This window comes from Ruegeria sp. N8, assembly GCF_056531325.1.
This window is the reverse complement of record NZ_JBQFLQ010000012.1, coordinates 29,088-53,514: the sequence shown is the minus strand read 5'-3', so window position 1 is coordinate 53,514 and position 24,427 is coordinate 29,088. Positions and strand designations below refer to the sequence as shown.

At 59.5% G+C, this 24,427-nt stretch carries 29 protein-coding genes; 15 read left to right on the top strand and 14 right to left on the bottom strand.

Annotated features, from left to right (window positions below):
• Positions 1-18 precede the first annotated feature (18 nt).
• Positions 19-783: an FCD domain-containing protein gene (locus ACR0C5_RS17780; RefSeq protein WP_170787321.1), complete on the bottom strand. Its 765-nt coding sequence runs from the start codon at positions 781-783 to the stop codon at positions 19-21.
• Between the two features lie 152 nt (positions 784-935).
• Here ACR0C5_RS17780 and ACR0C5_RS17775 point away from each other — a divergent pair, with 152 nt between their 5' ends.
• From ACR0C5_RS17775 to ACR0C5_RS17760, 4 genes are all read left to right on the top strand, one after another.
• Entirely contained in the window at positions 936-2,144 is a 1,209-nt protein-coding gene (locus ACR0C5_RS17775) for an aminotransferase-like domain-containing protein (protein WP_170787319.1), read from the top strand.
• A 35-nt stretch (positions 2,145-2,179) separates the two neighbouring features.
• The gene (locus ACR0C5_RS17770) at positions 2,180-2,587 is read left to right on the top strand and encodes a hypothetical protein (protein ID WP_480878128.1); all 408 of its coding nucleotides are present in this window, start codon (positions 2,180-2,182) and stop codon (positions 2,585-2,587) included.
• A gap of 140 nt (positions 2,588-2,727) precedes the next feature.
• The gene (locus tag ACR0C5_RS17765) at positions 2,728-6,183 is read left to right on the top strand and encodes a chromosome segregation SMC family protein (protein WP_480878127.1); all 3,456 of its coding nucleotides are present in this window, start codon (positions 2,728-2,730) and stop codon (positions 6,181-6,183) included.
• A 54-nt stretch (positions 6,184-6,237) separates the two neighbouring features.
• Entirely contained in the window at positions 6,238-6,588 is a 351-nt protein-coding gene (locus ACR0C5_RS17760; protein ID WP_170775278.1) for a hypothetical protein, read from the top strand.
• Positions 6,589-6,596: 8 nt separating this feature from the next.
• Here the strand turns inward: ACR0C5_RS17760 and ACR0C5_RS17755 are convergent, their stop codons facing one another.
• From ACR0C5_RS17755 to cobD, 5 genes are all read right to left on the bottom strand, one after another.
• Entirely contained in the window at positions 6,597-7,112 is a 516-nt protein-coding gene (locus tag ACR0C5_RS17755) for a GFA family protein (RefSeq protein ID WP_480878126.1), read from the bottom strand.
• Between the two features lie 16 nt (positions 7,113-7,128).
• Positions 7,129-7,389, bottom strand: a complete 261-nt coding sequence (locus ACR0C5_RS17750; RefSeq protein WP_480878125.1) for a hypothetical protein — start codon at positions 7,387-7,389, stop codon at positions 7,129-7,131.
• Between the two features lie 110 nt (positions 7,390-7,499).
• Complete coding sequence (locus ACR0C5_RS17745) at positions 7,500-8,663, bottom strand: lytic murein transglycosylase (RefSeq protein ID WP_480878124.1); 1,164 nt, start codon at positions 8,661-8,663, stop codon at positions 7,500-7,502.
• Between the two features lie 12 nt (positions 8,664-8,675).
• On the bottom strand, positions 8,676-9,596 hold the full coding sequence (gene cbiB / locus ACR0C5_RS17740; protein WP_480878123.1) for an adenosylcobinamide-phosphate synthase CbiB: 921 nt from the start codon (positions 9,594-9,596) through the stop codon (positions 8,676-8,678).
• Positions 9,593-10,558, bottom strand: a complete 966-nt coding sequence (gene cobD / locus ACR0C5_RS17735) for a threonine-phosphate decarboxylase CobD (protein ID WP_480878155.1) — start codon at positions 10,556-10,558, stop codon at positions 9,593-9,595. The genes cbiB and cobD overlap by 4 nt, the downstream gene beginning before the upstream one ends.
• Before the next feature lie 181 nt (positions 10,559-10,739).
• Here cobD and ACR0C5_RS17730 point away from each other — a divergent pair, with 181 nt between their 5' ends.
• Positions 10,740-11,102, top strand: a complete 363-nt coding sequence (locus ACR0C5_RS17730; RefSeq protein ID WP_480860727.1) for a response regulator transcription factor — start codon at positions 10,740-10,742, stop codon at positions 11,100-11,102.
• On the opposite strand, the gene ACR0C5_RS17725 is transcribed toward ACR0C5_RS17730, so the two are convergent.
• Positions 11,084-12,073, bottom strand: a complete 990-nt coding sequence (locus tag ACR0C5_RS17725; RefSeq protein ID WP_480860726.1) for a glutathione S-transferase family protein — start codon at positions 12,071-12,073, stop codon at positions 11,084-11,086. The two genes, ACR0C5_RS17730 and ACR0C5_RS17725, sit on opposite strands and share 19 nt — an antisense overlap.
• 211 nt (positions 12,074-12,284) lie before the next feature.
• On the opposite strand from ACR0C5_RS17725, the gene ACR0C5_RS17720 reads away from it, so the two are divergent.
• Positions 12,285-12,638, top strand: coding sequence for a hypothetical protein (locus ACR0C5_RS17720; RefSeq protein WP_170775290.1), 354 nt, complete (start codon positions 12,285-12,287; stop codon positions 12,636-12,638).
• Positions 12,639-12,674: 36 nt separating this feature from the next.
• Here the strand turns inward: ACR0C5_RS17720 and ACR0C5_RS17715 are convergent, their stop codons facing one another.
• Positions 12,675-13,847, bottom strand: coding sequence for a MalY/PatB family protein (locus tag ACR0C5_RS17715; RefSeq protein WP_170775292.1), 1,173 nt, complete (start codon positions 13,845-13,847; stop codon positions 12,675-12,677).
• A 94-nt stretch (positions 13,848-13,941) separates the two neighbouring features.
• Here ACR0C5_RS17715 and def (ACR0C5_RS17710) point away from each other — a divergent pair, with 94 nt between their 5' ends.
• The 6 genes from def (ACR0C5_RS17710) to speB all read left to right on the top strand — a co-directional run bounded on the left by def (ACR0C5_RS17710) (position 13,942) and on the right by speB (position 17,271).
• On the top strand, positions 13,942-14,460 hold the full coding sequence (gene def, locus ACR0C5_RS17710; protein WP_480878122.1) for a peptide deformylase: 519 nt from the start codon (positions 13,942-13,944) through the stop codon (positions 14,458-14,460).
• Entirely contained in the window at positions 14,457-14,951 is a 495-nt protein-coding gene (gene def, locus ACR0C5_RS17705) for a peptide deformylase (protein WP_170791623.1), read from the top strand. The genes def (ACR0C5_RS17710) and def (ACR0C5_RS17705) overlap by 4 nt, the downstream gene beginning before the upstream one ends.
• A gap of 41 nt (positions 14,952-14,992) precedes the next feature.
• Positions 14,993-15,907 carry a methionyl-tRNA formyltransferase gene (gene fmt / locus ACR0C5_RS17700; RefSeq protein ID WP_480878120.1) on the top strand — a complete coding sequence of 305 codons (915 nt, stop codon included), beginning with the start codon at positions 14,993-14,995 and terminating at the stop codon, positions 15,905-15,907.
• 5 nt (positions 15,908-15,912) lie between these two features.
• Positions 15,913-16,149 carry a hypothetical protein gene (locus tag ACR0C5_RS17695; protein ID WP_170775300.1) on the top strand — a complete coding sequence of 79 codons (237 nt, stop codon included), beginning with the start codon at positions 15,913-15,915 and terminating at the stop codon, positions 16,147-16,149.
• A gap of 1 nt (position 16,150) precedes the next feature.
• Positions 16,151-16,387 carry a GlsB/YeaQ/YmgE family stress response membrane protein gene (locus ACR0C5_RS17690; RefSeq protein WP_170791620.1) on the top strand — a complete coding sequence of 79 codons (237 nt, stop codon included), beginning with the start codon at positions 16,151-16,153 and terminating at the stop codon, positions 16,385-16,387.
• A gap of 62 nt (positions 16,388-16,449) precedes the next feature.
• The gene (gene speB, locus ACR0C5_RS17685; RefSeq protein ID WP_480878118.1) at positions 16,450-17,271 is read left to right on the top strand and encodes an agmatinase; all 822 of its coding nucleotides are present in this window, start codon (positions 16,450-16,452) and stop codon (positions 17,269-17,271) included.
• Between the two features lie 2 nt (positions 17,272-17,273).
• Here speB and ACR0C5_RS17680 read toward each other — a convergent pair whose 3' ends face one another.
• From ACR0C5_RS17680 to ACR0C5_RS17655, 6 genes are all read right to left on the bottom strand, one after another.
• A complete protein-coding gene (locus ACR0C5_RS17680) occupies positions 17,274-17,873 on the bottom strand; it encodes a COG3904 family protein (RefSeq protein WP_480878116.1) in 600 nt (199 codons plus the stop codon).
• A gap of 28 nt (positions 17,874-17,901) precedes the next feature.
• Positions 17,902-18,369, bottom strand: coding sequence for a ribonuclease HI (rnhA, locus tag ACR0C5_RS17675; RefSeq protein WP_480860714.1), 468 nt, complete (start codon positions 18,367-18,369; stop codon positions 17,902-17,904).
• Positions 18,362-18,949 carry a class I SAM-dependent methyltransferase gene (locus ACR0C5_RS17670; RefSeq protein WP_331252145.1) on the bottom strand — a complete coding sequence of 196 codons (588 nt, stop codon included), beginning with the start codon at positions 18,947-18,949 and terminating at the stop codon, positions 18,362-18,364. The genes rnhA and ACR0C5_RS17670 overlap by 8 nt, the downstream gene beginning before the upstream one ends.
• Complete coding sequence (locus ACR0C5_RS17665) at positions 18,946-19,398, bottom strand: DUF3429 domain-containing protein (RefSeq protein WP_170787294.1); 453 nt, start codon at positions 19,396-19,398, stop codon at positions 18,946-18,948. Before ACR0C5_RS17665 ends, ACR0C5_RS17670 begins: the two co-directional genes overlap by 4 nt.
• Positions 19,395-20,345: a 4-hydroxy-3-methylbut-2-enyl diphosphate reductase gene (ispH, locus tag ACR0C5_RS17660; RefSeq protein WP_480878113.1), complete on the bottom strand. Its 951-nt coding sequence runs from the start codon at positions 20,343-20,345 to the stop codon at positions 19,395-19,397. The genes ACR0C5_RS17665 and ispH overlap by 4 nt, the downstream gene beginning before the upstream one ends.
• Positions 20,346-20,533: 188 nt before the next feature.
• Positions 20,534-21,106, bottom strand: a complete 573-nt coding sequence (locus ACR0C5_RS17655) for a LabA-like NYN domain-containing protein (protein ID WP_170775314.1) — start codon at positions 21,104-21,106, stop codon at positions 20,534-20,536.
• Positions 21,107-21,246: 140 nt separating this feature from the next.
• Here ACR0C5_RS17655 and folK point away from each other — a divergent pair, with 140 nt between their 5' ends.
• From folK to ACR0C5_RS17640, 3 genes are all read left to right on the top strand, one after another.
• Complete coding sequence (gene folK, locus ACR0C5_RS17650; protein WP_480878111.1) at positions 21,247-21,816, top strand: 2-amino-4-hydroxy-6-hydroxymethyldihydropteridine diphosphokinase; 570 nt, start codon at positions 21,247-21,249, stop codon at positions 21,814-21,816.
• A 94-nt stretch (positions 21,817-21,910) separates the two neighbouring features.
• Positions 21,911-22,264, top strand: a complete 354-nt coding sequence (rpoZ, locus tag ACR0C5_RS17645; RefSeq protein ID WP_170356736.1) for a DNA-directed RNA polymerase subunit omega — start codon at positions 21,911-21,913, stop codon at positions 22,262-22,264.
• Between the two features lie 26 nt (positions 22,265-22,290).
• On the top strand, positions 22,291-24,423 hold the full coding sequence (locus tag ACR0C5_RS17640) for a RelA/SpoT family protein (protein WP_170775318.1): 2,133 nt from the start codon (positions 22,291-22,293) through the stop codon (positions 24,421-24,423).
• Positions 24,424-24,427: the final 4 nt, after the last annotated feature.

Genomic DNA, 24,427 nt, shown 5'->3' with positions numbered 1-24,427 from the left:
GCGGTCCATCATGTCAGATCAACGCGTTTCATGATCCAGTCGTTGCCGCGCGATTTCTTCGTTCCGTAAAGCCTTTTGGTGATCTTGTGTGCATTGTTGAACGAAGTTCAGGTGTTTCTGAACAGCCTCGCGGGCGCCTTCCGGGTCGCGCGCCTGTAGCGCGGTATTGATTGCACGGTGCTGATCCAAGATGGCTTCTCGGGTTGTGCGTTGATTGAACATCATTTGACGGTTGTAAAAGACGCCTTGGCGCAACAGGTCGAACATCGACCGCATCATATGCAGCATTACGACGTTATGGCTCGCCTCGATAATGGCCATGTGGAATTGCGCGTCCAGATTGGCCTCATCTTTCGGAGCGTTGCGGGCATGGGCGGCCTCCATCTTTTCAAAGATCGTTTGGACCACTTTCAGGTCGCTTTCTGATCCCATTCTCGCTGCGCGCTCAGCCGCCAAGCCCTCCATGTCCCGACGGAATGAGAGATAATCGAAAACTGCTTCTGGATGACTGCCAAAAAGGCGGATCAGGGCGGGTGAAAAGGCAGAGCCCAACACCTCGGCCACATAGATCCCGGATCCGGCCTTGGCGGCCAAAAGACCTTGCTCCTGAAGCTCCGAAATCGCCTCGCGCAAGGATGGGCGCGACACGCCCAACCGCTCGGCGAGTTCACGTTCAGCGGGCAAGCGTTCGCCGGGGCGTAGAATGCCGCGCAGGATCAGCAGCTCGATCTGCCGTACCACTGCGATTGAGAGCTTCTCGGTCTGAACTTTTTGGAAGGGCATAGGGATGTCGTCGCTGAAATTGGTCAATTCATATGACCATGGAATGCAGGCGGGTACAAGAATGTCGCGGCCTTGAGGTGAGAATAGGTCAGAATTATTGACTTTAAAAAATTCCTCGATACGCTGCCCATGTCCGAACAGGGAGGGGGCACATGTCGACACAAGCGCTGTTCGCTGCGCGTGCATCGCGAATGAAAGCGTCCGAGATCCGCGAGTTGTTGAAACTTCTCGATCAGCCCGGAATCATTTCCTTCGCTGGCGGTATTCCCGACCCGGCCTTGTTCCCGAAAGAAGAATTTGCGCAGGCGTTCCAGACCGCAATGACCGCAGATCACAGTGACCGCGCGCTGCAATATTCGGTCAGTGAGGGCTATGGTCCTCTGCGTGAATGGCTAGTCGATCATACGCGGGGCAACGGCATTGCTTGTGGGGCTGATAACATCCTGATCACCTCGGGGTCACAACAGGCGTTGGACTATCTTGGCAAGCTCTACCTATCGCCCGGGGATACCGCCTTGGTCGGTTGGCCAACCTATCTGGGGGCGATCAACGCGTTTGACGCCTATGAGCCGCGCTTCGACAGGCTGCACCTGAACGGCAACCAAGGAGCGGCGGAGTACGCCGCGGCAGCGGGCGAAGGGCGGGTGAAATTTGCCTATTTGTCACCGGACTTCGCCAACCCGACAGGTGAGACCGTTGATTTGCGCGCACGAGAGGGCCTGCTGGATCTGGCTGATGCGCTGGATATCGCGGTGATCGAGGATGGGGCCTATCAGGCGTTGCGTTACGAGGGCGATGCGATCCCGCCCATTCTGGCACTGGAGCAAAAGCGTAAGGGCTCGATCGAGGCGTGCCGGACGATCTATTGCGGCAGCTTCTCGAAAACCCTTTCGCCGGGCTTGCGTGTGGGTTGGATCGTGGCCGCGCAGCCAGTGATCCAGCAGCTTGTTCTGATCAAGCAGGCGGCTGATCTGCATTCGCCAACACTCAACCAGATGGCGACCGAGCAGGTGGCGCGCACCTGTTTCGATAGCCACATCCCGATGTTGCGCCGAACCTATGGCGCGCGCCGAAACGCGATGTTGCAGGCGTTGGAGGACCATATGCCCGACGGGGTAGAATGGACCCGGCCCGAAGGCGGGATGTTCATCTGGCTGACCTTGCCCGAAGGGGTCGACGGCGCCGCGCTGTTGGCGCGGTCGCTGGAGACAGTCAAGCTGGCCTTTGTACCCGGTCGGGCGTTTTTCCCCGATGGTAGTGGGGCGAATACCGTGCGACTTAGCTTCTCGAACTCTGATGAGGCGACGATCCGCGAAGGGATCGCACGATTGGGGCAGGTCCTGAAAACCCAGATCGGGTAAGGTTTCATTAACGGTTTGCCCGCAACACTGGGCGTATGATCCGGTATCTGTCTCTCCTGGTGCTGGCCGCATGTTCGGCCGGCACGCCCCATTTTCGCGATGTGCCAGCCACGCGCGTGGCGGTGAATGGCAGTGTCTTTGACGTGCGCGTGCGTGGTGAACTGGCCGAGGCGGTGCGGATCAACATGCAATACGCGCCGCGGCTTGGTCCAATCCGCGACCGCGCAGCGTTGGCAATGGCACAGGTGTCGGGGTGTCCGATTCTGGATGTGCTGGGGGATGCCGCAGTCACCGTTGGTGTACTGGGCTGTGATCGAGAAATGGCCGAGCGCCTTTTGCTGACTGCAATTTCGCGCCCGAACTATGAATGCGTAGATACGGGCGTCTTCGACGATATCGGCGGCGATTACGGCTATCAGGTGTTTGAATGCACGCTCTACTGACTTGCGCGTAATCTTGCGTATTTGAGCAAGATGTTGTGGATAACTCGGGTTGAATTCCCATATCCTGCGCAACTGCGTTGACAGGTCCCCAATCCCTTGCGCAGACTTCAAGCATATAGGAATCACGGGACTCATTGCCTTTGCGCTTTAGCAAACTCAAACTCACCGGCTTCAAAAGCTTTGTCGATCCGACCGATTTGATCATCGCGGATGGGCTGACCGGTGTGGTGGGGCCAAATGGTTGCGGCAAGTCCAACCTGCTTGAAGCGTTGCGCTGGGTGATGGGCGAAAACCGTCCCAAATCCATGCGCGGCGGGGCGATGGAAGATGTGATTTTCGCGGGGGCGGCCACGCGACCCGCGCGCAACTTTGCCGAAGTGGTCCTGACTATGGACAATTCGGAACGGTTAGCGCCTTCGGGGTTCAACGACACGGACCAGTTGGAAATCATCCGCCGCATCACCCGCGACGTCGGCAGCGCCTACAAGACCAACGGCAAGGACGTACGCGCGCGCGATGTGCAGATGCTGTTCGCGGATGCCTCAACCGGGGCGCATTCGCCAGCGCTGGTGGGGCAGAACCGTATTGCCGAGTTGATCAACGCCAAACCGCGTGCCCGGCGGCGTATTCTGGAAGAAGCGGCTGGAATATCGGGCCTCTATCAGCGGCGGCATGAGGCCGAGCTGAAACTCAAGGGCACCGAATCCAACCTGACCCGCGTTGATGACGTGTTGGAACAGTTGGGCACGCAGCTGGCGCAACTTGCGCGTCAGGCCCGTCAGGCCGCGCGCTATCGCGAGATCGGTGAACAATTGCGGCAGGCCGAGGGAATGCTGCTCTACCGTCGTTGGAAAGAGGCCGATATGGCCCGCCAACAGGCCGAGGAGAAGCTGCGCGATCGGATCACAGAAGCCTCGCGTGCTGAGGCAGAGGCCCGTGCCGCCGCCGCAAAGCGCGCCGAGATCGAAGAAACCCTGCCGCCGCTGCGTGAGGAAGAGGCCATCGCCGCCGCCGTGTTGCAGCGCCAGCAGGTGCAGCGTGACCAGCTTTCTGATCAGGAAACCCGCGCCCGTCAGACCATCGAAACGCTCACCAACCGTATTCAGCAGTTGAGCAATGATATCGAGCGTGAAACCGGCCTGAACCGCGATGCGGGCCAGATGATCGAACGGCTGGAATGGGAAGCCCGCGAGCTGACAAAGGCCGCGGAAGGTCATGATGACAAGGTGGCCGAGGCGGCCGAAATCGCGCGCGAGGCGGCGTCGGTCTTGCAGGATCGTGAAGATCACCTGTCACAACAGACCGAGGATATGGCTCGTCTGGTCGCCCGTCACCAATCGGCGCAACGTTTGGTCGAAGACAGCCGCAAAACGCTGGCCCGGTCCGAGAGCGAAGAGGAAAAAGCGCGCGGTGCTGTGAATGAGGCGCACGAGGCGCTGACTCGCGCCGCCGAAGCATTCGAAGCCGCGCAAGAAGGCGAGGAAGAAGCACGCGAGGCCGCCGAGGCCGCCGAAGAGGCACTGGCCGCCGCCGATGAGTTGCGCAGCGAAACGCAAGCACGCGAGGCTGAAGCCCGCGCGCAACGGTCTGAGGCCGAAGGAGAGTTGGGAGCCATAAGGGCCGAGACCTCCGCGCTGGCCAAGCTTGTTGAACGCGACACCGCAGAGGGCGGACAGGTGCTGGATCTGCTGCGTGTTGCTCCGGGATACGAAAAGGCGTTGGGCGCGGCTTTGGCCGATGACCTGCGCGCGCCTCTGGTTGAAGGCGACGGGCCATCCGGTTGGGTGCAGGTTGCAGGCTATGACGCCGATCAGCCGCTGCCCGAGGGGGCCGAACCGCTGGCGCTGCATGTTTCCGGCCCCGACCGCCTCAGCCGCCGCATTGCGCAGATCGGTCTGGTCGGTTCGGATCAGGGCGCGCGTCTGCAGGCCTCGCTGAAACCCGGTCAGCGCTTGGTCTCGCGCTCGGGCGACCTGTGGCGCTGGGACGGGTTCCGTGCTTGGGCCGAGGACGCGCCCAGTGCAGCGGCACTGCGGTTGGAGCAGCTGAACAAGCTGGAAGCGTTGAAGCAGGAACTGGCCCGAACCGAGGCGCAAGCCGATGGCGCGCGGGCGGCGCATGAGGCGCTGTCACAGCAACTGGCCGACGTGACTGAGGCTGACCGCCGCGCGCGTGAGGCACGCCGTGCCGCCGACCAGCGCATGGCGGAAACCGCACGGCAACTCAGCCGGGCTGAGGCGGATCGCAATCTGGCGCAGGGCAAGTTGGAAACCCTGGCATTGGCCGTCGATCGTCACAAGGAAGACGCCATGTCCGCCCGTGGCCAACTGCGCGAGGCCGAAGGCGCACTTGCTGGTCTGGGCGATTTGGACAGCGCCCGCGCGCGGGTTGAGGACATCAAACAAACGGTCGAAGCTGCGCGGATCACCATGCTGACCCACCGCTCGACCCATGACGAATTGCGCCGCGAGGGCGAGGCGCGGACCCGCCGCAGCCAAGAGGTGACAAAAGACCTCAGTGGCTGGAAGCACCGGTTGGAGACGGCGGAAAAGCGCATCTCGGAATTGGTCGAACGCAAGGAAAGCTCGGAGGAGGAGCTTGCCGACGCCATGGCCGCCCCCGGTGAAATCGCCGAGGCGCGCGAAGAACTGAACGAATTGATTGAAGCCGCCGACGCGCGTCGTGCCGAGGCTGCGGACAAGCTGGCCCAAGCCGAGGCTCAGCAGCGCGAATGGGTGATGGCCGAACGTGATGCGGAACGTCTGGCCTCGGAAGCGCGCGAAAGCCGGGCCGCCGCCGAAGCGCGCTCTGACGCCGCCAAAGAAAGCGTAACCGCCGCTGCGGAACGCATCGCCGAGGATCAGCAGCTGACGCCGAACCAGTTGCTGAACCAGCTGGACGTGAACCCAGACCAGATGCCCGCCGCCGACGCGCTTGAGGCCGAGGTCAACCGCCACAAACGTCAGCGCGATGCGATGGGTGCGGTGAACCTGCGGGCCGAAGAGGACAGCAAAGAAGTTCAGGAAGAATTCGACACGTTGAACAGCGAAAAGGCTGATCTGGAAGAGGCGATCAAGGCCCTGCGCAGCGGTATCGCCAGCCTCAACCGCGAAGGGCGGGAACGTCTGTTGACGGCGTTTGAACAGGTGAACTCGAACTTTGCCATGCTGTTCAAGCATCTGTTTGGTGGAGGAGAGGCCAATCTGGTCATGGTTGAAAGCGACGATCCGTTGGACGCGGGTCTCGAGATCATGTGTCAACCGCCGGGCAAGAAACTCTCGACGCTCAGCCTGCTCTCGGGCGGCGAACAGACCCTGACTGCAACCGCGCTGATCTTTGGTGTGTTCCTTGCCAACCCCGCGCCGATTTGTGTGCTGGATGAGGTCGACGCGCCTCTGGACGACGCCAACGTGACGCGGTTCTGCGACCTGCTGGACGAGATGTGCCGCCAGACCGACACGCGGTTCCTGATCATCACCCACCATGCGGTGACGATGGCGCGGATGGACCGGCTGTTCGGCGTGACCATGCAAGAACAGGGCGTCAGCCAGTTGGTTTCAGTCGACCTGAAGAAGGCCGAACAGATGGTCGCCTAACCTTTCACTGCAACGTTATGCCTGTTGCAGAGCAGTTCGGTCTAGACTGTTCCCATGACGCGACTACTGATCCTCGCCTTGCTGACCGCTGGCCCCGCCCTTGCCGCCGAATGGCCCACGAAACCCGGAGACGTCCCCCTGTCGCCCGAAGAACTGGACGCTTTGGCCGGACGCACGCTGACATTTTTTGACGACGGTCAGGCAAAATTCTCGGCCGGAGGGGCCTATTCCTACACCTACGCCAGCGGAGACGCCGCCTTTGGCACCTATTCCATCGCCGAGGACGGCAGCGTCTGCATCGCCTATCGTAATGGGTTCAGCAGGTGCGATCTGTATGTGCGCAGTGGTGAGCGGTTGGTGCTGATTGACGAAAAAGGGGATCGTTATCCGGTGAGGCCAGAGTAACTGATCCATCAGGAAAGCGCGGTCTCCAAACGTTTTAGCGAACTCGGGGGCCACACTTCATCGAATTTGTAAAACTCCTCAAAGGCGGGAATGTCTTCGCTAAGTGGTACCCAAGCTTGTTTGCTGTTCGTGAAAATCTGCGCATCCGGAGGACACTGATCCGGGTTGTCCAATGTTCCAACACGCACGTACTTTAACTTGCCAAGACGGATCATGTAGCTGCTGAACACGGCGACGCCGCAATTCTTGCAACGCGTGATAATCTGACCTTTGCCGCTTGGGGTGGAAAGTTCATGTTCAGTGGTCGGCCCCTCAAGCTCTACGCGGTCAGCCTCAATAATGGCGTTCAAGACATAAGCCGCTCCGGTTTGTCGCTGGCATTCGCTACAGTGACAGCAATGGTCGAACATAGGTGGTGTCGTCATCTGATACGTTACGGCTCCGCAGCCGCATTTCCCCTTGATCATTGCTTCCCCCAAGTTGTCGTTTGAATTCACGCCATCGTCTTTAATCGACCAGCTCATAGTGTTTGATCGAACGCTACTCGACCAATTCGGCCTCCGCGGGGTCGATGTGAGGACTCTGGTAGTCTTCGCCGACAAACGCCTTAAGTGACTCTAATTTTTCCCACACCATGACAAAGCTGAAGTCTCGGGGTGTGTCGGTGCGCGCGGCCCCAGGAAATATTTGAACGATGCCCTTGGTGCCTTTCATCAAGGGGATCGCTGTTTCATGGAAGAACTTGCTGAACTCTTCCTCTTTCCCCGGCCGAGTCACGACCTGAAAAATGCGCATGATCATTCTTCCGTCCTCCGTAAAGTTCGGTTCCTGCATGCACAATCGCCTCTGCTCCTAGGAGCATATCATTTTGCAATGACTTTGTCCGCTTTGGACTCAAACCAGACGCTGCTTCACAATCGACCCAGCAGCTCCACTGTCGGCCACGCATCTGCTGGCAGACCCAGTCGCTGTTGCTCAGCCTGCACCGCCGCCCGTGTTCCGGCTCCCAGAATGCCATCGATCTTGCCCACATCATGGCCGCGTGCCTGAAGTTTGCTCTGTAGCTGCTTCATCTGCGCACCCGACAAGCCCTGCGCCGGGTTGCCCGCGTCATAGATCTGTGCGCCCTCAAGTCGGGTGCCGAAATAAGCGGCGGTCAGGACGTAGGTAAAGCTCTGATTCCATTCGAAATAGACGTCGAAATTCGGATATGCCAGAAAGGCGGGCCCTTTATGCCCCTGCGGCAGGATCAGCGAGGCGGGCAGGTTGGACAGCGACCCGCTGCGGGCCTGAACGCCCATCGCTTGCCACTCGGACACCGGGCGCGATTTGCCTGGGCCGGACAGGGCCCAATCCATTTCGCTGGGCACAGTGACCTCTTGCAGCCAAGGCTGACCCGGTTGCCAGCCCAGATTCGACAGCATCTTGGCCCCCGACATCAGCGCATCCGGAGCCGAGGTTTTCAGCGAGACCTTACCGTCCCCATCCCCGTCCACGCCGTTCTCAAGAATATCGCGGGGCAGCATCTGGACCATGCCGATTTCTCCGGCCCAAGCCCCGGTGGTGCGGGCGGGGTCGAAATTGCCCTGCTCGTACAATTCGATAGCAGCGAAGATTTGCGGACGGAACAGCTCGGGCCGACGGCAGTCATGGGCCAGCGTCACGAGCGCATTGCGGGTGTTGACATCACCTTGAAAGGCACCGTAGTCGGTTTCGAACGCCCAGAAGGCCAGAAGTACGCCGCGTGAGATGCCGTAGTCGCGCGCGATCCGGTCAAACACGGCGTCATATTTGCGCGACATAGCCTGCCCGCGATCAATGCGGTTTTGCGAGATCAGGCGGCGCGAAAACTCGATGAAAGGCTTTTGGAACACGCCCTGCGCACGGTCGGCTTTAAGCACCGCGCCGTCTTGTTGCACGCCTTTGAAGAACGCGTTGACGGTCTCTGTATCGAACCCTTGCTGGACGGCCTCGGATTTCAGTCCTTTGACAAAGGCGTTGAACCCGCCTCCGCATTGGGCAAAGGCGGGTGACACGAAAAGAGCGGCGGCTATAAGGCCAGAGAGCAAACGCATGAAACGGGTCCGTCAGAAAATGAAGCTGACCCCAACCGACACCGACACGAGGCCAAGCGCAAGCCCCCAGACCCGCCAGAGCATGTCGCATGCGCGGAAAACCTCTGACGCGCCAATCTCGCGCGGGGCATCGCCGTTGACCCAAGCCAGATCGCGCAGCTGCCCGCCATAGCTGCGCGGTCCAGCCAGGGCGACGTTCAAGGCGCGGGCCATGGCGGCCTCAGGCCAGCCAGCGTTGGGCGAGATATGGCGGCGGGCATCCGCGACCATCTGAGGCCAGCGCGCCCATTGGCCCGACAGCGCCACGATCATCACGCAGGTCAGGCGGGCGGGGATCAGGTTAAGTACATCGTCCAACCGTGCCGAGGCCCAACCGAAGTCGCGGTATTTTTCGCTGCGGTAGCCGATCATGCTGTCGGCGGTGTTTACGGCCTTGTAAACCAGCAGACCGGGCAGGCCGCCGAGAAGAAACCAGAAAGCGGGCGCGATGACCCCATCGCTGAGGTTCTCGGCCGCGCTTTCGATCGCAGACCGCGCGACCTGCGCCTGCGTCATGTCGCGTGTATCGCGCGAGACGATCATCGCCACTTTCCCCCGCCCGTCTTCCAGCGAGACGGCCAAACCGGCACCAACATCGCGCACATGGCTGACCAATGACTTCTGAGCCAGCAGAATGGCGCAGGCGATTATTTCGACTACGGGCCCCAGAAGGGTCAGCGCGCGCCCAATGATCAATGCGCCGCACACCAACAAGGCGACAACCGCGACACCTTTCAGACGCCGTTGCGCACCGTGGTTGAGGCGTTTGTCAAGCCAGCCAATAAGGTTGCCGATCACGACGGCGGGGTGTTTCACCCGCGACCACAGCCAGTCGGGCTCGCCCAGGGCCGCATCCAGACAGAGGGCGCAGACCAGAAGGAAGGCGGTGCTCACAATGCCGCCTCAAGCCGGGCCCAACCGTCTGCTGGTGGTAAGCCCAGACGCAAGTAAGTTGTCGAATAGGGGAAGATACGGCTCCAGATAAGGGCGCGGGCCAGACGGTCCTGCCACTCGGCGGCGTCTTCGACGGAGTAAAGGCGAAAGAGCGGTGTTCCCCCGATCAAACTGGCACCCTGACCCGTCACGAGGGGATCCAGCCGGTCCGCACCTTGCTGAAGATACTTTCGGGTGGCTGCGGCCCAATCGGTGTCTTGCAAAGCCCGCGCGCCAATTCGCAAAGCAGGACCCGAGACCGCCCATGGGCCAGTCAGATCGTTCAGCCGTGCGATCAGCTTTGGGTCGCCGATGGCAAAGCCAAGGCGCAGCCCGGCCAACCCCCAGAACTTGCCAAAGCTTTTCAGCACGATCACGCCGGGCCGCTCGGCCAGATGGATCAGCGACGCTTCGGGGGCGACATCGCAGAAACTCTCGTCAATGATGGTCAGCGGCGCGTTGGCGTCGGCCTCGGTCCAATAGCGACCATCGGGATTGTTGGGGTGAACGATCACACGCGCGTCGGTTGAACCTTCTGGCTGAACGCTCCAGCCTTGCGCGGAAAAGGCGGCGGCGTGCTCGTTATAGGTGGGGGTTGTGATCTGAACCCGCCCCTGCGGCGCCACTGCTGGTATACGGGCGATTAAAGCCGATGCGCCGGGTGCAGGCAAAATTGCGGCGTCGTCGGGTACGGACCAGAATTGGCGGGCCGCGTCGGTCAGTCGCTCGAACGTGCCATGGTCGGGCAGAGCGGTCCAATCCTCGGCACTCAGGTCCGACACCGGGTAGGGCTGCGGGTTGATTCCGGTCGACAAGTCCAGCCAGTCTTGCCGCGATCCGCCATAGGCTTGGATGGCGTCATCCAGCCCTCCGCCATGGTCGCGGCGCGCGCGCGGGTTCAAGTTTTTGTCAGAGCTTGTCATTAGGGTCTCGCCGGAATCGCCGATTTCGGCCCGTTTCAAGCGGATTTTCGCCATTTACACAAGCGAATCCGTGCTTCGGCGGCAACCGGAAAACAGCGTTAACCCTTTGTTAAGGAATTGGCGTGATCACAAACTCAGGGGTCGGCACCGTTCACCACTTCATGTGCCGAGGTTGTTACTTATGAATGTTTTGATTGTTGAGAGTAATCCCGACCTAGGTCGGGTCTGGAAGCGGCACCTTGAACGTCAAGGCGCTGAGGTCACGCTTGTCGCCGGGCAAGAGGCCGCGATCCTCGCGCTTTATGGGGTCGCGTTTGACATTATCGTGCTGGATTTGGTGCTGGAGGCAGGCAGCGCGCTGGCCGTGGCCGATTTCGCCAGCTATCGCCGCCCTGAGGCGCGGGTGATTTTCGTCACGAACACCACCTTTTTCTCGGACGGGTCCATCTTTGCCCACAGCCCCAATGCGTGCGCCTATGTGCAAAGCGGAACGCCGCCAGAGGATCTGGCGGCGATGGTCGAACACTACGCGGCGGATCGCTGACCGCGCCCATGCGGTTCTGCGTAATCCAGCACTGGATTGGTCGGGATGATGCGGTGCGGATTGATGCTTTCATGGCTGTAGTGGTAGTGGCGCACGATGTGCTCCATGTTCACAGTGGGCGCGACGCCCGGCCATTGATACAGCTCGCGCGTGTAGGCCCACAGGTTCGGATAGTCGATCAGTCGCCGCCGGTTGCATTTGAAATGCAGGTGATAAACCGGATCGAACCGGATCAGGGTCGTGAACAAGCGCCAATCGGCCTCGGTGATGCGATCCCCCATCAGATAGCGGTTTTGGGACAGGCGATCTTCGAGCCAATCCAGCGTATCGAATAGCGGCCCAACAGCGCTGTCATAGGCGGCCTGGCTGGTGGCGAAGCCGGATTTGTAGACGCCATTGTTCACGTCGGAATAGATCCGGGCGTTGACCGCTTCGATGTCATCGCGCATCGTCTCGGGCCAGTAATCGTCGTTATTGCCCGTGATGCCATCAAAGGCCGAATTGAACATACGGATGATCTCTGAACTTTCGTTCGAGACGATCGTTTCCTGTTCCTTGTCCCAAAGGATCGGCACTGTGACACGGCCGGAATAGGACGGGTCCGCCTTGGTATAGATTTGATGGGCATAGTCCAGCCCGTACAGATCATCCCCGGTTGCGCCTTTGTCGTCTGGCTGAAAGTTCCAGCCCTTGTCCAGCATATCCGGATGCACGACCGAGACAGAGATCAGATTGCTTAGCCCCTTGAGTTCCCGGAAGATCAGGGTGCGATGTGCCCAGGGGCAGGCGTGGCTGACATAGAGGTGATAGCGTCCAGCTTCCGCCTTAAACCCGCCCTTGCCCGAGGGGCCCGCGCTGCCATCGGCCGTCAGCCAGTTGCGGAACTGCGCAGCGCTGCGTTTGAACGCGCCGCCGGTGGATTTGGTGTCATACCAAGTGTCGTGCCATTTGCCATCGACCAACAGGCCCATCTTTGTCCCTCCGAAATCCGATTTCGGCAAACATAGGGTGTCGCTCGGGTCGGTTCCATGCGAGGGCGCGCGCATCTTGCCTGCGTCATTGCACAGGTCGATCCGGGATTTCCGCGCAACAGATTGAAATCGGTTTGTTTCAGGTTCTCAGCTTCATTGGATTTTTACGAAGAGTTGCTCACAATAGTATGTACTGCGGGGGAAAATTGTTATGACGACCTATGTTTCTAAGGAAATAAGCGCCGAATTGGATGCGGCGCGAATCGCGGGGTTGAAAAAGACCAGCCGCCTTCGTGTCGAAATCGGCGACAATACATATAAAATTCTGAGATTGTGGAAAGACGGCTTCACGGTTGAGGCCGCAACGACGCCGAAATTGCGCGGGTTGGTCGATATCTATGACGGTGCGAACCATCTGTACCAATGCCTGATCATCGCTGACGAAGATGAGGCGGGTGAGATGCGGTATGAGTTCAAGCGTAGCACTGCCGCCTCGGATAAGGCTCCTTTGGATTTCTACCGTGCGCCGGATGCGCCCATCGCGCTGCTAGGCCATAAGGACTAACGGGATGCCCGACGGACAGACCGCCGGGCCTTCCGATCACTGCAAATCTGCAAAAGCACGCTTCAGCCGGGCGCATGCGTCCTCGACACGGCTGCGCTGAGTAGCAAGGTTGAAACGCTCGAAGGTTTCTCCGCCTGCTCCGAAGCCGGGGCCGGGTGAGGTGGCGATTTTGGCATCTTCTCGCAGACGTCGGGTGAACTCGGCATGGTCCATGCCTGTGCCCGAAAAATCGACCCAGGCCAGATAAGTGGATTGCAACGGCATTGACCAAAGGCCGGGGATTTCAGCAATCGTCGCGTCGAACAGTTTGCGGTTTCCGTCCAGATGCGCGACCTGCTGGTCGACCCATGCGGCGCCCTCGGGCGTGTAGGCGGCGGTGATCATCGCCACACCTAGCGCGCTGGGGTCATAGTCCAGCGCCTGAATGCGGTGGCGCATGTCCGCGCGCAGCTTAGTATCGGGAATGATCATATTCCCGGTGCGTTGACCGGCGATGTTGAAGGTCTTGGAAGCCGCCGTCAGGGTCACCGTCCAAGGGCGCGCATCAGGTGCTGCAACATCCATCGGCACAAAGGTGCTGCCGGGATAGACCAGATCATGATGGATCTCATCCGACACCAGGATCAGCCCGTTCCGTTCGGCAAACGCCGCGACCGCGCGCAGCTCGTCCGGTGTCCAGACCCGGCCCGAGGGGTTCTGCGGTGAGCACCACAGCAGCATCTTTTCCGACCCGTCCAGTCGCGATTGCGCATCCTCGAGGTCAACGGCATAGCTTTCACCATCACGCACCAATGGGCATTCGACCACGCGGCGGCCGGATTTGTTCACTTTGTGCGCGAACTCATGGTAAACAGGGGAGAAGATCACAATCCCGTCGCCCGGCTGAGACCAGACATCCAGACACAGGGCGATCGCGTTGCCCAACCCCTGCGACGTCAGGACCCAATCTGTGTCAATCTCCCACCCGTGGCGATTTACCATCCACCACTGGACCGAAGCCAGATAGTCCGGATGCATCCAGGAATAGCCGAACACACCGTGATCGACGGCCTGTTGCACGGCATCAATCACGCAAGGCGCTGTGCGATAATCAGAATCCGCAGTCCACATGGCCAGCCCGTCATCTGGCGAAATGCCATAGAGGCGCTCCATCTTGTCCCATTTTGAACTGTTGGTGCCCCGGCGGTCGGTGAGGTCGTTGAACGTCATGTCATCTCCATCTGTCGCGACGAAAGCTAGTTACAATCGCGGCAGGTGCAAGGGGGGCGTTGCGGCGGATCGCACGATGGCCTAAATCAACTTCATGAAACGCACTATTCTGATCCATCCCGACCCCCGCCTGAAAAAGGTCTGTGCCCCCGTGGCCGATCTGACGGATGAGCTGCGCAAGCTGGCCGACGACATGCTGGAGACGATGTATGACGCGCCCGGCGTCGGGTTGGCCGCGCCGCAGATCGGAGTGCTGGATCGGTTGATCGTGCTGGATTGCGTCAAGGAAGAGGGCGAGGCCCCGCGCCCCTTGATCATGTTCAACCCCGAGATCATCGCGTCGTCCGACGAAACGAATGTGTACGAGGAAGGTTGCCTGTCGATCCCCGAGCAATATGCCGAGGTCACCCGTCCCAAAGTCGTGGATGTGGCCTGGATCGACCGCGACGGCAACGCGCAGCTGGAAACCTTCGACGGCCTTTGGGCCACCTGTGTGCAACATGAGCTCGACCATCTGAACGGTAAGTTGTTCATCGACTATCTCAAACCGCTGAAACGCCAGATGATCACGCGCAAAATGCAAAAGTTGAAACGTGAAATGGCCCGCGCATGACGGTCCGCGCTTGTCTGCCTTGGCCTGACAAACGTCTGCGCACCAAGGCGGAAGACGTGGCAGAGGTCACCGATGAAATTCGCGCCATCTGGAATGACATGATCGACACGATGGAGGCGATGCCCGGCGTCGGCCTCGCCGCGCCTCAGATCGGGGTGATGTTGCGGCTGGCCGTGGTGGATGGCTCGACCGAGCGGGGCAGGGCCGTTCGTCTGGCGAACCCCGAAATCCTGCACAGTTCGATTGAGCTACGTGAACATGATGAGGCCAGCCCGAACCTGCCCGGCGTCTCGGCCAAGGTGAAACGTCCGCGTGCGGTAACGGTGAAGTTCTTGAACGAACAGGGCATGATTGATCGTCGTGACTTTGTGGGGATCGAAGCCACCAGCGTACAACATCAGATCGACCACCTGAACGGTCGGATGTATTTCGACCGGCTCAGTAAAGTCAAACGTGACATGCTGCTGCGCAAAGCCAAGAAACTCGTGTAATCGGGCTTCAGCCCAGCATCCCCAACCTCCGGAGGCCCCTCATGCGTATCATCTTCATGGGAACGCCCGACTTCTCGGTACCGGTGTTGGATGCTCTGGTTGCCGCCGGACATGAGATCGCCGCCGTCTATTGCCAGCCGCCCCGCCCAGCAGGGCGTGGCAAAAAGGACCGTCCCACCCCGGTTCACGCACGGGCCAAGGTATTGGGGTTCGACGTTCGTCATCCGGTCTCGCTGAAATCGCCCGACGAACAAGCGGCGTTTGCGGCTTTGAACGCAGACGTCGCAGTCGTTGTCGCCTATGGCCTGCTGTTGCCGCAGCCCATTTTGGACGCGCCTAAACATGGCTGTTTGAACATTCACGCCAGCCTGTTACCGCGCTGGCGCGGGGCTGCTCCGCTTCAGCGTGCGATCATGGCGGGCGACGCTCAGACGGGTATCTGCATCATGCAGATGGAGGCCGGGCTGGATACCGGCCCGGTCTTGTTGCGTCGGGCTACGGATATTGGGCCGCTGGAAACCACAGCGCAGCTTCATGATCGATTGTCAGAAATGGGCGCTGCTATGGTGGTTGAAGCGTTGGAGGAGCTGCCGAACCTGACCCCTGAGATTCAGCCTGAAGATGGCGTGACCTATGCTGCGAAGATCGACAAATCCGAGGCGCGCGTCGACTGGGCGCGTCCTGCCGCCGAGGTTGATCGGCAAATCCGGGGCCTGTCCCCGTTCCCCGGCGCCTGGACCGAGATCGAAGGCGAGCGGGTCAAGCTTTTGTCCTCTCGGCTGGCCGCTGGGCAGGGCGCTCCGGGAGAGGTTCTGAATGACACACTCCGCGTGGCCTGTGGCGACGGCGCGGTTGACCTTTTGCGGCTGCAACGGGCAGGGAAAGGGGCGCAGGATGTTGAAACCTTTTTGCGGGGGTGGCCTGTTTCGACCGGAACGCGGCTCAGTTCGGAGTAAACCAGATGTTCATGATATTGATGGGCACCGTCGTGATTGCCGGGATCGTGGGGTATCTGGCTGAAAAAACCGGATTTACCCACAATGGATACCTGCCCTCGATCATCATTTGCGTGGGCGGCGCGTTCCTGTTCTACTTTGTGCGCATCATGTTTGGCATCAGCTTCGGCCCGCCCGGACTGGACGCGGTCCTGTCATCCATCGGGGCGCTGATCATCGTGCCCACTCATTGGAGGAAATAACGTGCCCGTCATCGCCCTTGTCATCATCGGAGCCGCCGCCGGGTTTCTGGCGACACGACTGATGCGGATCGAGGCCGATATTCCCACAACCATGTTGATCGGCATCGTTGGCGCGCTGGTCGGCGGGTTCCTTCTACGTGCATTGATCGCCGTAGCGGGCTGGCTGTCGGGCTTTGTCGGTGCGGTTTTGGGTGCGTTGTTGGTGATCTGGATCTGGCAGACATACCTGCGCCGTTGACCTCTTGACCTTTCGGAATCAATTCGGCCAGATCGCCGCAGATTTTATCTGAAAGGTGTTCCATGCCACAGGATCTGAACCCAGGTGACGTCGCACTTATGGGGGTGCCTCTGGATCTTCATTCCTCGTTTCTGCAAGGGCCCGCCTTTGCCCCTGGTCGTATTCGCGAGGCTCTGCATTCCGGAGCCGCTAACCTGACCGCAGAGGATGGCACAGATCTCGGCGCGACCGACCGCTTCAAGGATACAGGCGACCTGGATGTGTTCGAGATGATCGGGCAGGAACCTATCGACCGGATCGAAGCCAGTGCTGCTGCGCGGATTTCAAGCGGTGCGCGACTGTTATCTCTGGGAGGGGACCATTCGGTTGCCTATCCGCTGATCAAGGCGCATTCGGAACGGTATGAGGGGTTGAACATCCTTCATATCGACTCGCATCCAGACTTGTATGACAGTCAGCAGGTCGGTCCGCTGGGCCATGGCTGCCCTTTCGCGCGGGTAATGGAAACCTGCGCAATCAACCGTCTGGTGCAGGTTGGCATCCGTACCATGAACAAGCACCAGCAGGAACAGGCCGACAAGTTCGGAGTCGAAGTGATCGACATGCAAAGCTGGCGCCCCGATCTTGAAATCAGCTTTGATGGCCCTGTTTACCTCTCGCTGGATCTGGATGCGTTGGACCCTGCCTTTGCGCCTGGCGTGTCGCATCATGAACCCGGTGGGTTAAGCACCCGCGAGGTGATCAACCTGATCCACCGTTTCAAGGGGCAGTTGGTCGGCGCTGACATCGTCGAATTGAATCCTCATCGTGACCCGTATGGGATGACGGCCATGGTGGCTGCGAAATTCGTCAAAGAGATCGGAGCCAGGTTGCTGTCACGCTGAGGTCATCGCGCGTCGCAGGTTGCGGATGATCCAAGTTGCGGCACATTACGGGTCGTGAGGGCGAACCGTTCAACTTCGGTCGCGCTCATCCAGTGCATGTCCTCGGCTGAGGCTGCGTTAAGCGTGTACCAGTAGAAGGCCGGGTCAACACCGATATCGGCATAGTAGTCCAGGTACCGGTCATGCTCTGGGTCGTCTTTGGGGATTTCGGTGGCCACGATGTTCCAGCCGCCCCAACTGTGCACGCCAACGCAGGCATCAGGTTCCAGAACGCGGCGGTTGCCTGCCAGAAACAGGTCCGTGCCGCCCGACGCCACCATGCCGTCCGACGGAACAATCGTGTCAAACCCCAGTTCCCGCACGACACGCGAGAAGACGACATTTGCGTCATCGTCCACGGAGCCTTCAATATATTGCAGGACAAGGGTTTTAGCCTGCGGATTGCTGCGGGTGACCTCCTGAAAGGCATGCAAGGACGTGTGGTCGATAGTGCCCGAGGCGACAATCCGGTCGCTCTGTGCCTCAAACCGCAGGGCGTCGTAGGATGGGGTACACCCGGCCATAAGGGCGAAACTGACTGCAAAGCAGAACTGTGGTTTCATGGCAGGTGTATTCCTTTTGGCGCGCCGTCTAGGCCCTTGCTTTCTTGGGCTTGAACGGGGCCATGCCCGTCCGTGCCAACTCGTCGGCTTTTTCGTTTTCAGGATGGCCCGCGTGACCTTTGACCCATTCCCAGGTCACGTCATGGCGGGTTTGTGCCTCATCCAGCCGCTGCCACAAATCTACATTCTTAACAGGCTTCTTGTTCGAGGTCTTCCAACCGTTCCGCTTCCACCCGAAAATCCACCCCGTGACGCCGTTTTTCACGTAGGCGCTGTCAGTCACAACGGTGATCTTCGAGGCCCGCTCCAATGTTTCTAGCGCGCTGATCGCAGCCAGCAGTTCCATCCGGTTGTTTGTGGTTTCGGCCTCGCCGCCGCTGAGTTCCCGTTCTTTCAGGACATTGTCGCCATCCATCGCGCGCAGCAGAACCCCCCAGCCGCCGGGGCCCGGATTGCCGGAACATGCGCCGTCCGTATAGGCGAACAGCTCAGGCATGGGCCAGCACCAGAATGAAACCGTCATATGAACCCGCAAGGCCGGCACCCACGCCCGTCGTGATCCGGTCGATGGTGAACCCGGACTTTGTCATAGCCTCCTCGATTTCAGTTTGTGAAAAATAGGTGTAGTAGCGATCCAGATCGTCGCGATGTTCACCCGTGCCCAGTTTCAGGCCCAGAAAAAAAACACCCTCGGGTTTCAGCGCTTTGTGGATGGCGGACAGATGCCGCGCAAAATCCGCGCGCGGGGCGTGCAGCAGGGAAAAGCTGGCATAAATGCCGTCATATTCAGCCTCTTCCGTCACGTCGTCAAACGTGCCCAGACGCGCGTCAATCCCGTTCTGCTGCGCATGTTCGACAAAGGCGGGCGTGGCATCAAGGGCACGGACACGCAGCCCTTCGCGTTGTAGAAAGGCGCTGTCCGATCCGGGGCCGGAACCGAGATCCAGCACATAACCGCCTTCCGCAACCGCTTCGGCAAAGGCCATGCGGGCTTCGATCTGTTCGGGGGGCAGGGGGATGCTCAGATATTCGGCCACGCGGGCAGTGTAGGCGTCAATCGTTCTCTTGTCGGTCACAGGTACACTCCAACGGCTAAGCAGGCCAGAACAACGGCCGTCAGCATCATGCGCAGACGCATCCACCAGACCGGCGTCAATCGCCAGTATGAGAACACAGCGTCCAGCAAAAGCAACCCGGCAAAACCCCACATCAGGTTGGTGCCTGCAGCGACCGGCCCGCCGCCCGTTTTCGCAAAGGCCCAAAGTGCGGGCAGAACCGAGAGCAGATAGCAGGTCGCCGCCTTGCTACCAGATGTCTTGGTCGAAAAACCCCACAGCACGCCGGACATAAAGCTGAGGATGACAGAGCCGTAGAACAACTGCACATAAGGTCCCACAAAACGAGCCCCAAGCGCCTGAGTACCCCAAGCGTGCAGATCGTCATTCAGGTAGGTCAGTGCGCCCCAGACAAAGGGGATCAGCCCGGCCAGCCCCAGAAATAACGGGGCTCTTGGTATGCCGCTCATGCCGGTTCGCGCAGCACGCGCGGGACTTTGAACTCGACGTTCTCAACAGCGGTTTCGACCATCTCGACCGTCACGTCGTAATGGTCGCGAAATGCGTCGATCACCTCGTTGACCAGAACTTCTGGGGCCGAAGCCCCGGCGGTGATGGCAACCGAGGAAATCCCTTTCAGCGCCCGCCAGTCGATATCGGTGGACCGTTGCACCAGTTGGGCATAGTCGCACCCAGCACGTGCGGCGACCTCGACCAAACGACGCGAGTTTGACGAGTTCGGCGCGCCCACAACCAACAGGGCGTCGGATCTGGGGGCGACGGCTTTGACGGCCTCTTGCCGGTTAGTGGTGGCGTAGCAGATATCTTCTTTATGCGGGCCGACGATGGCGGGAAACCGTGCCTCAAGCGCAGTAATGATATCCTTGGTGTCATCGACTGACAGGGTGGTCTGAGTGACAAAGGCCAACTTTTCGGGGTTGCGTACCTGAACGGTGGCCACATCCTCGACCGTTTCGACTAGCAGAACTTCGCCCTCGGGCAGTTGCCCCATCGTGCCGACGGTTTCGGGATGGCCCTTGTGGCCGATCATGATCATCTGCAACCCGGCCTCAGCATGGCGCTGCGCCTCGACATGGACCTTGGAGACCAGAGGGCAGGTGGCGTCGACATAGATCATTTCGCGCTGTGCGGCTGTGGCCGGGACGGATTTTGGCACGCCATGGGCCGAGAAAATCACCGGGCGATCATCGGGGCATTCGTCCAGTTCCTCGACAAACACCGCGCCTTTTTCGCGTAAACCGTCGACCACGAACTTGTTGTGCACGATCTCGTGGCGCACATAAACCGGCGCGCCCCATTTTTGCAGGGCCATCTCGACGATTTTGATCGCCCGGTCCACACCGGCGCAAAACCCGCGCGGGGCGGCAAGATACAAGGTCAGCGGGGGCTTGTTCATGTCACATACTCCTTACGGCCACAGGTAGGTCTTTTCCTCGCCATGGTCCAGACAGGACTGTGTCATTCAACTGACATGAATCAGTGTTAGCAATCAGATGTTTCAGCACCTGTTCCTAGTTTAAGCAACGCGGTCAGGGCATTTGCCCCGACCGCGTCGATTTTTAAGCCTAACTGACGGGGGCGGTGTTACTGCCCACTTGCCGCGACGCTGCGCGGCTCCATCGGGACGTCACGCGGAGGGCGGCCGATTACGTCGCGCAAATCCTCCAGCTCGATGAAGTTGTCGGCTTGGCGGCGGAGCTCGTCCGAGATCATCGGCGGCTGGCTGCGGATGGTCGAGACGACCGAAACGCGCACGCCCTGACGTTGCAGGCTGGCAATCAGCGGGCGGAAATCCCCATCGCCCGAAAACAGCACGATATGATCAACGCGCGGTGCCAGTTCCATGGCATCGACGGTCAGTTCGATATCCATGTTCCCTTTGACTTTCCGACGCCCCATGCTGTCGGTGTATTCCTTGGCGGGTTTCGTCACCATGGTGAAGCCGTTGTAATGCAGCCAGTCCACCAGGGGTCGGATCGGGGAATACTCGTCATTTTCCAGTAGCGCTGTGTAGTAGAAAGCACGAAGCATCTTGCCGCGACGCATGAATTCTTGGCGCAGCAATTTGTAGTCGATGTCAAACCCCAGTGCTTTTGCGGCCGCATAAAGATTCGAGCCGTCGATGAACAGCGCTAGCCGTTCGTCTTTATAAAACATAAATAGGTCCTTCCGGTATCTACCAGAACGCCGGGTGTTACGTGAGTGAGCTTAGGAAATAGGCGGCGCGCTGATACGCCTATAATTAGTGTTTTTAATGTGTATCGCAAGTATGCAATTCACCGAATATAGGGAGTAGAATGCGCAAGATTACGTCAGAATCGGTGATCGCACTGGGTGCAAATCTCAATTTGAGAGGTGATGGGCCCAAGGTGACACTTGAGAAGGCTCTTGACGCACTAAAGCGTCAGGGGGTGGTGATTCGCGCGGTCAGCCGCTTTTTTGAGACACCGTGTTTCCCAGCCGGCGCGGGGCCAGACTATGTTAATGCCGCAGCTTTGATTGAGACAGAAAAGACGCCGTCCGAATTGCTGCATCTGCTGCATGAGGTGGAGAAGGAATTCGGGCGCGAGCGGATTCAGCGCTGGGGGATGCGGACGCTGGATTTGGATCTGGTGTGTTTTGGTGACGGCGTATTGCCCGACCGGACGGAGTACGAACGCTGGAGGACACTGCCGCAAGATGACCAGATGCAACGCGCACCGGACCAGTTGATTCTGCCGCATCCGCGGCTTCAGGATCGCGCATTTGTGCTGGTTCCGATGGCCGATATCGCCCCGGATTGGGAGCATCCAGTCTTGGGTCAGAGCGTTCGGGAAATGCTGGCGCAGCTACCTGCCGATGAAATTGCCTCTGTCACCCCTTTGTGAAGGGTGCATTTGCAGCATTTCTTGCTTGTCAAGGCGGGGATTCGCCCTTAGATAAACCTCTTCCTGACATGGATTCAGAAACGGAGAGCGCCCCATGGCCCGCGTGACGGTAGAAGATTGCGTAGACAAGGTACAAAACCGGTTTGAGCTGGTGATGCTTGCCGCCCATCGTGCGCGTGAGATTTCAGCCGGTGCCGCGATCACCGTGGACCGCGACAACGACAAGAACCCGGTCGTGTCGCTGCGCGAAATCGCCGATGAAACCCAAAGCGCTGATGAGCTGCGCGAGCGCCTGATCGAGGCCAACCAGACCCAGATCGAGGTTGACGAGCCTGAAGAGGATCAGATGGCTCTGCTGATGGGTGCGGAATCCGACAAGCCCGCCGATGACGACATGTCCGAAGAGAAGCTGCTGCGCGCTCTGATGGAGGCTCAAGGCCAGGGGTAATCCCCAAAGACGAAGGTGCGGACCGGATGATTTCTGCTGAAGACCTGATTGCGCTGGTCCGCAACTACAACCCCAAGACAAATGCTGACCGCATAACCCGAGCTTATGAGTTTGGGAAACAGATGCACGAAGGTCAGTTTCGCCACTCGGGCGAGCCCTATTTCACTCATCCCGTTGCCGTTGCCGCCATCCTGACCGAACAGCGTCTGGATGATGCCACGATCATTACCGCGCTGCTGCATGACACGATCGAGGACACCAAAGCCAATTACAGCAAGGTGTCCGAGCTGTTTGGCGATGAAGTGGCCAAGCTGGTCGATGGGGTCACCAAGCTGACCAACTTGCAGCTGTCCAGCCGCGAAACCAAACAGGCCGAGAATTTCCGTAAACTGTTCATGGCCATGTCCAAGGATTTGCGGGTCATTCTGGTCAAGCTGGCCGACCGTCTGCACAATATGCGCACGATCAAGGCGATGCGCCCGGAAAAGCAGATCGTCAAGGCGCGCGAGACAATGGATATCTACGCGCCGCTTGCCGGCCGGATGGGGATGCAATGGATGCGCGAAGAGCTGGAGGACCTGGCTTTCCGCGTGCTGAATCCCGAAGGCCGCCAGTCGATCATCCGGCGGTTCATCACTCTGCAACGTGAAACCGGCGATGTGATCCACCGGATCACGGGCGACATGCGGTTCGAGCTGGAAAAAGCCGGGATCGAAGCCGAGGTCTTTGGCCGCGCAAAGAAACCCTATTCGATCTGGCGCAAGATGCAGGAAAAGGATCAGGGGTTCTCGCGCCTGTCCGACATATACGGGTTCCGCATCATCACCCAGACGGAAGAAGATTGTTACCGGACGTTGGGCGCAATCCACCAACGCTGGCGTGCGGTGCCGGGGCGGTTCAAGGACTATATCAGCCAGCCAAAATCCAACGGCTACCGCTCGATTCACACCACAGTGTCGGGGCGCGACGGTAAGCGCGTCGAGGTGCAAATCCGTACCCGTCAGATGCACGACGTGGCTGAGACGGGTGTGGCGGCGCATTGGTCTTATCGGGATGGGGTGCGGTCGGAAAACCCGTTTGCAGTCGATCCAGCCAAGTGGATCGCGAACCTGACCGAGCAGTTCGATAGTGAGGATGACCACGAGGATTTCCTCGAAGCAGTTAAGCTTGAGATGTATTCGGACCAGGTGTTCTGCTTCACACCCAAGGGCGATGTGGTGAAACTGCCGCGTGGGGCGACACCAATAGATTTCGCTTATGCGATCCACACACGGATCGGTCATGCCTGCGTTGGCGCCAAGGTAGATGGTATCAGGGTTCCGCTATGGACCCGGATCAAGAACGGCCAATCGGTTGATGTCATCACCGCGGACGGTCAGACCCCGCAGGTCACTTGGCTTGAGATTGCTGTCACCGGCAAGGCCCGCACCGCCATCCGGCGCGCTTTGCGAGAGGTGGATCGCGAGCGCTTTATCAAACTGGGCAAAGAACTGGCGCGCTCGGGCTTCGAACATGTGGGGCGCAAGGCCACAGACAAGGCGCTGGAGACGGCCGCTAAACACTTGCGCCTGAAGGATCGAGACGAACTGTTGGCCCGGCTAGGCAGCGCCGAACTGACCGCCCATGATGTGGTCAGCGCCGTTTACCCGGAACTGACGCAGGATGAAGGCGACGCCATCCCGTTGCGCCGTGCCGTAATCGGGCTTGAGCCGGGGCAGAAATTTGACCGCGCGCCGTGCTGTCAGCCTCTACCTGGTGAACGCATCGTCGGCATTACCTATCGCGGCAAAGGCGTGGTGGTTCACGCCATCGACTGTAATCGTCTGACCGAGTTCGAGGGCGAGCCCGAGCGGTGGGTTGACCTGCATTGGCATACCGGAACCCATCCGGCGGTCTACGGTGCAACGCTGGAGTTGACCATCGGGAATGATGCGGGCGTACTGGGGCGTATTTGCACATTGATTGGCGAGAAAAAGGCCAATATCTCAAACTTGGAATTCGTTGATCGCAAACCGGATTTTTACCGATTGTTGATCAGTGTCGAACTGCGTGATCTCGAACAGCTGCATTCGCTGATGCTGATGCTTGAAGCCGAAAGCGACGTAGCGGCGGTGGAACGGTTCAGGGACAGGTCCAAGACCGCCGTGGCGGCTGGCTGAGAAG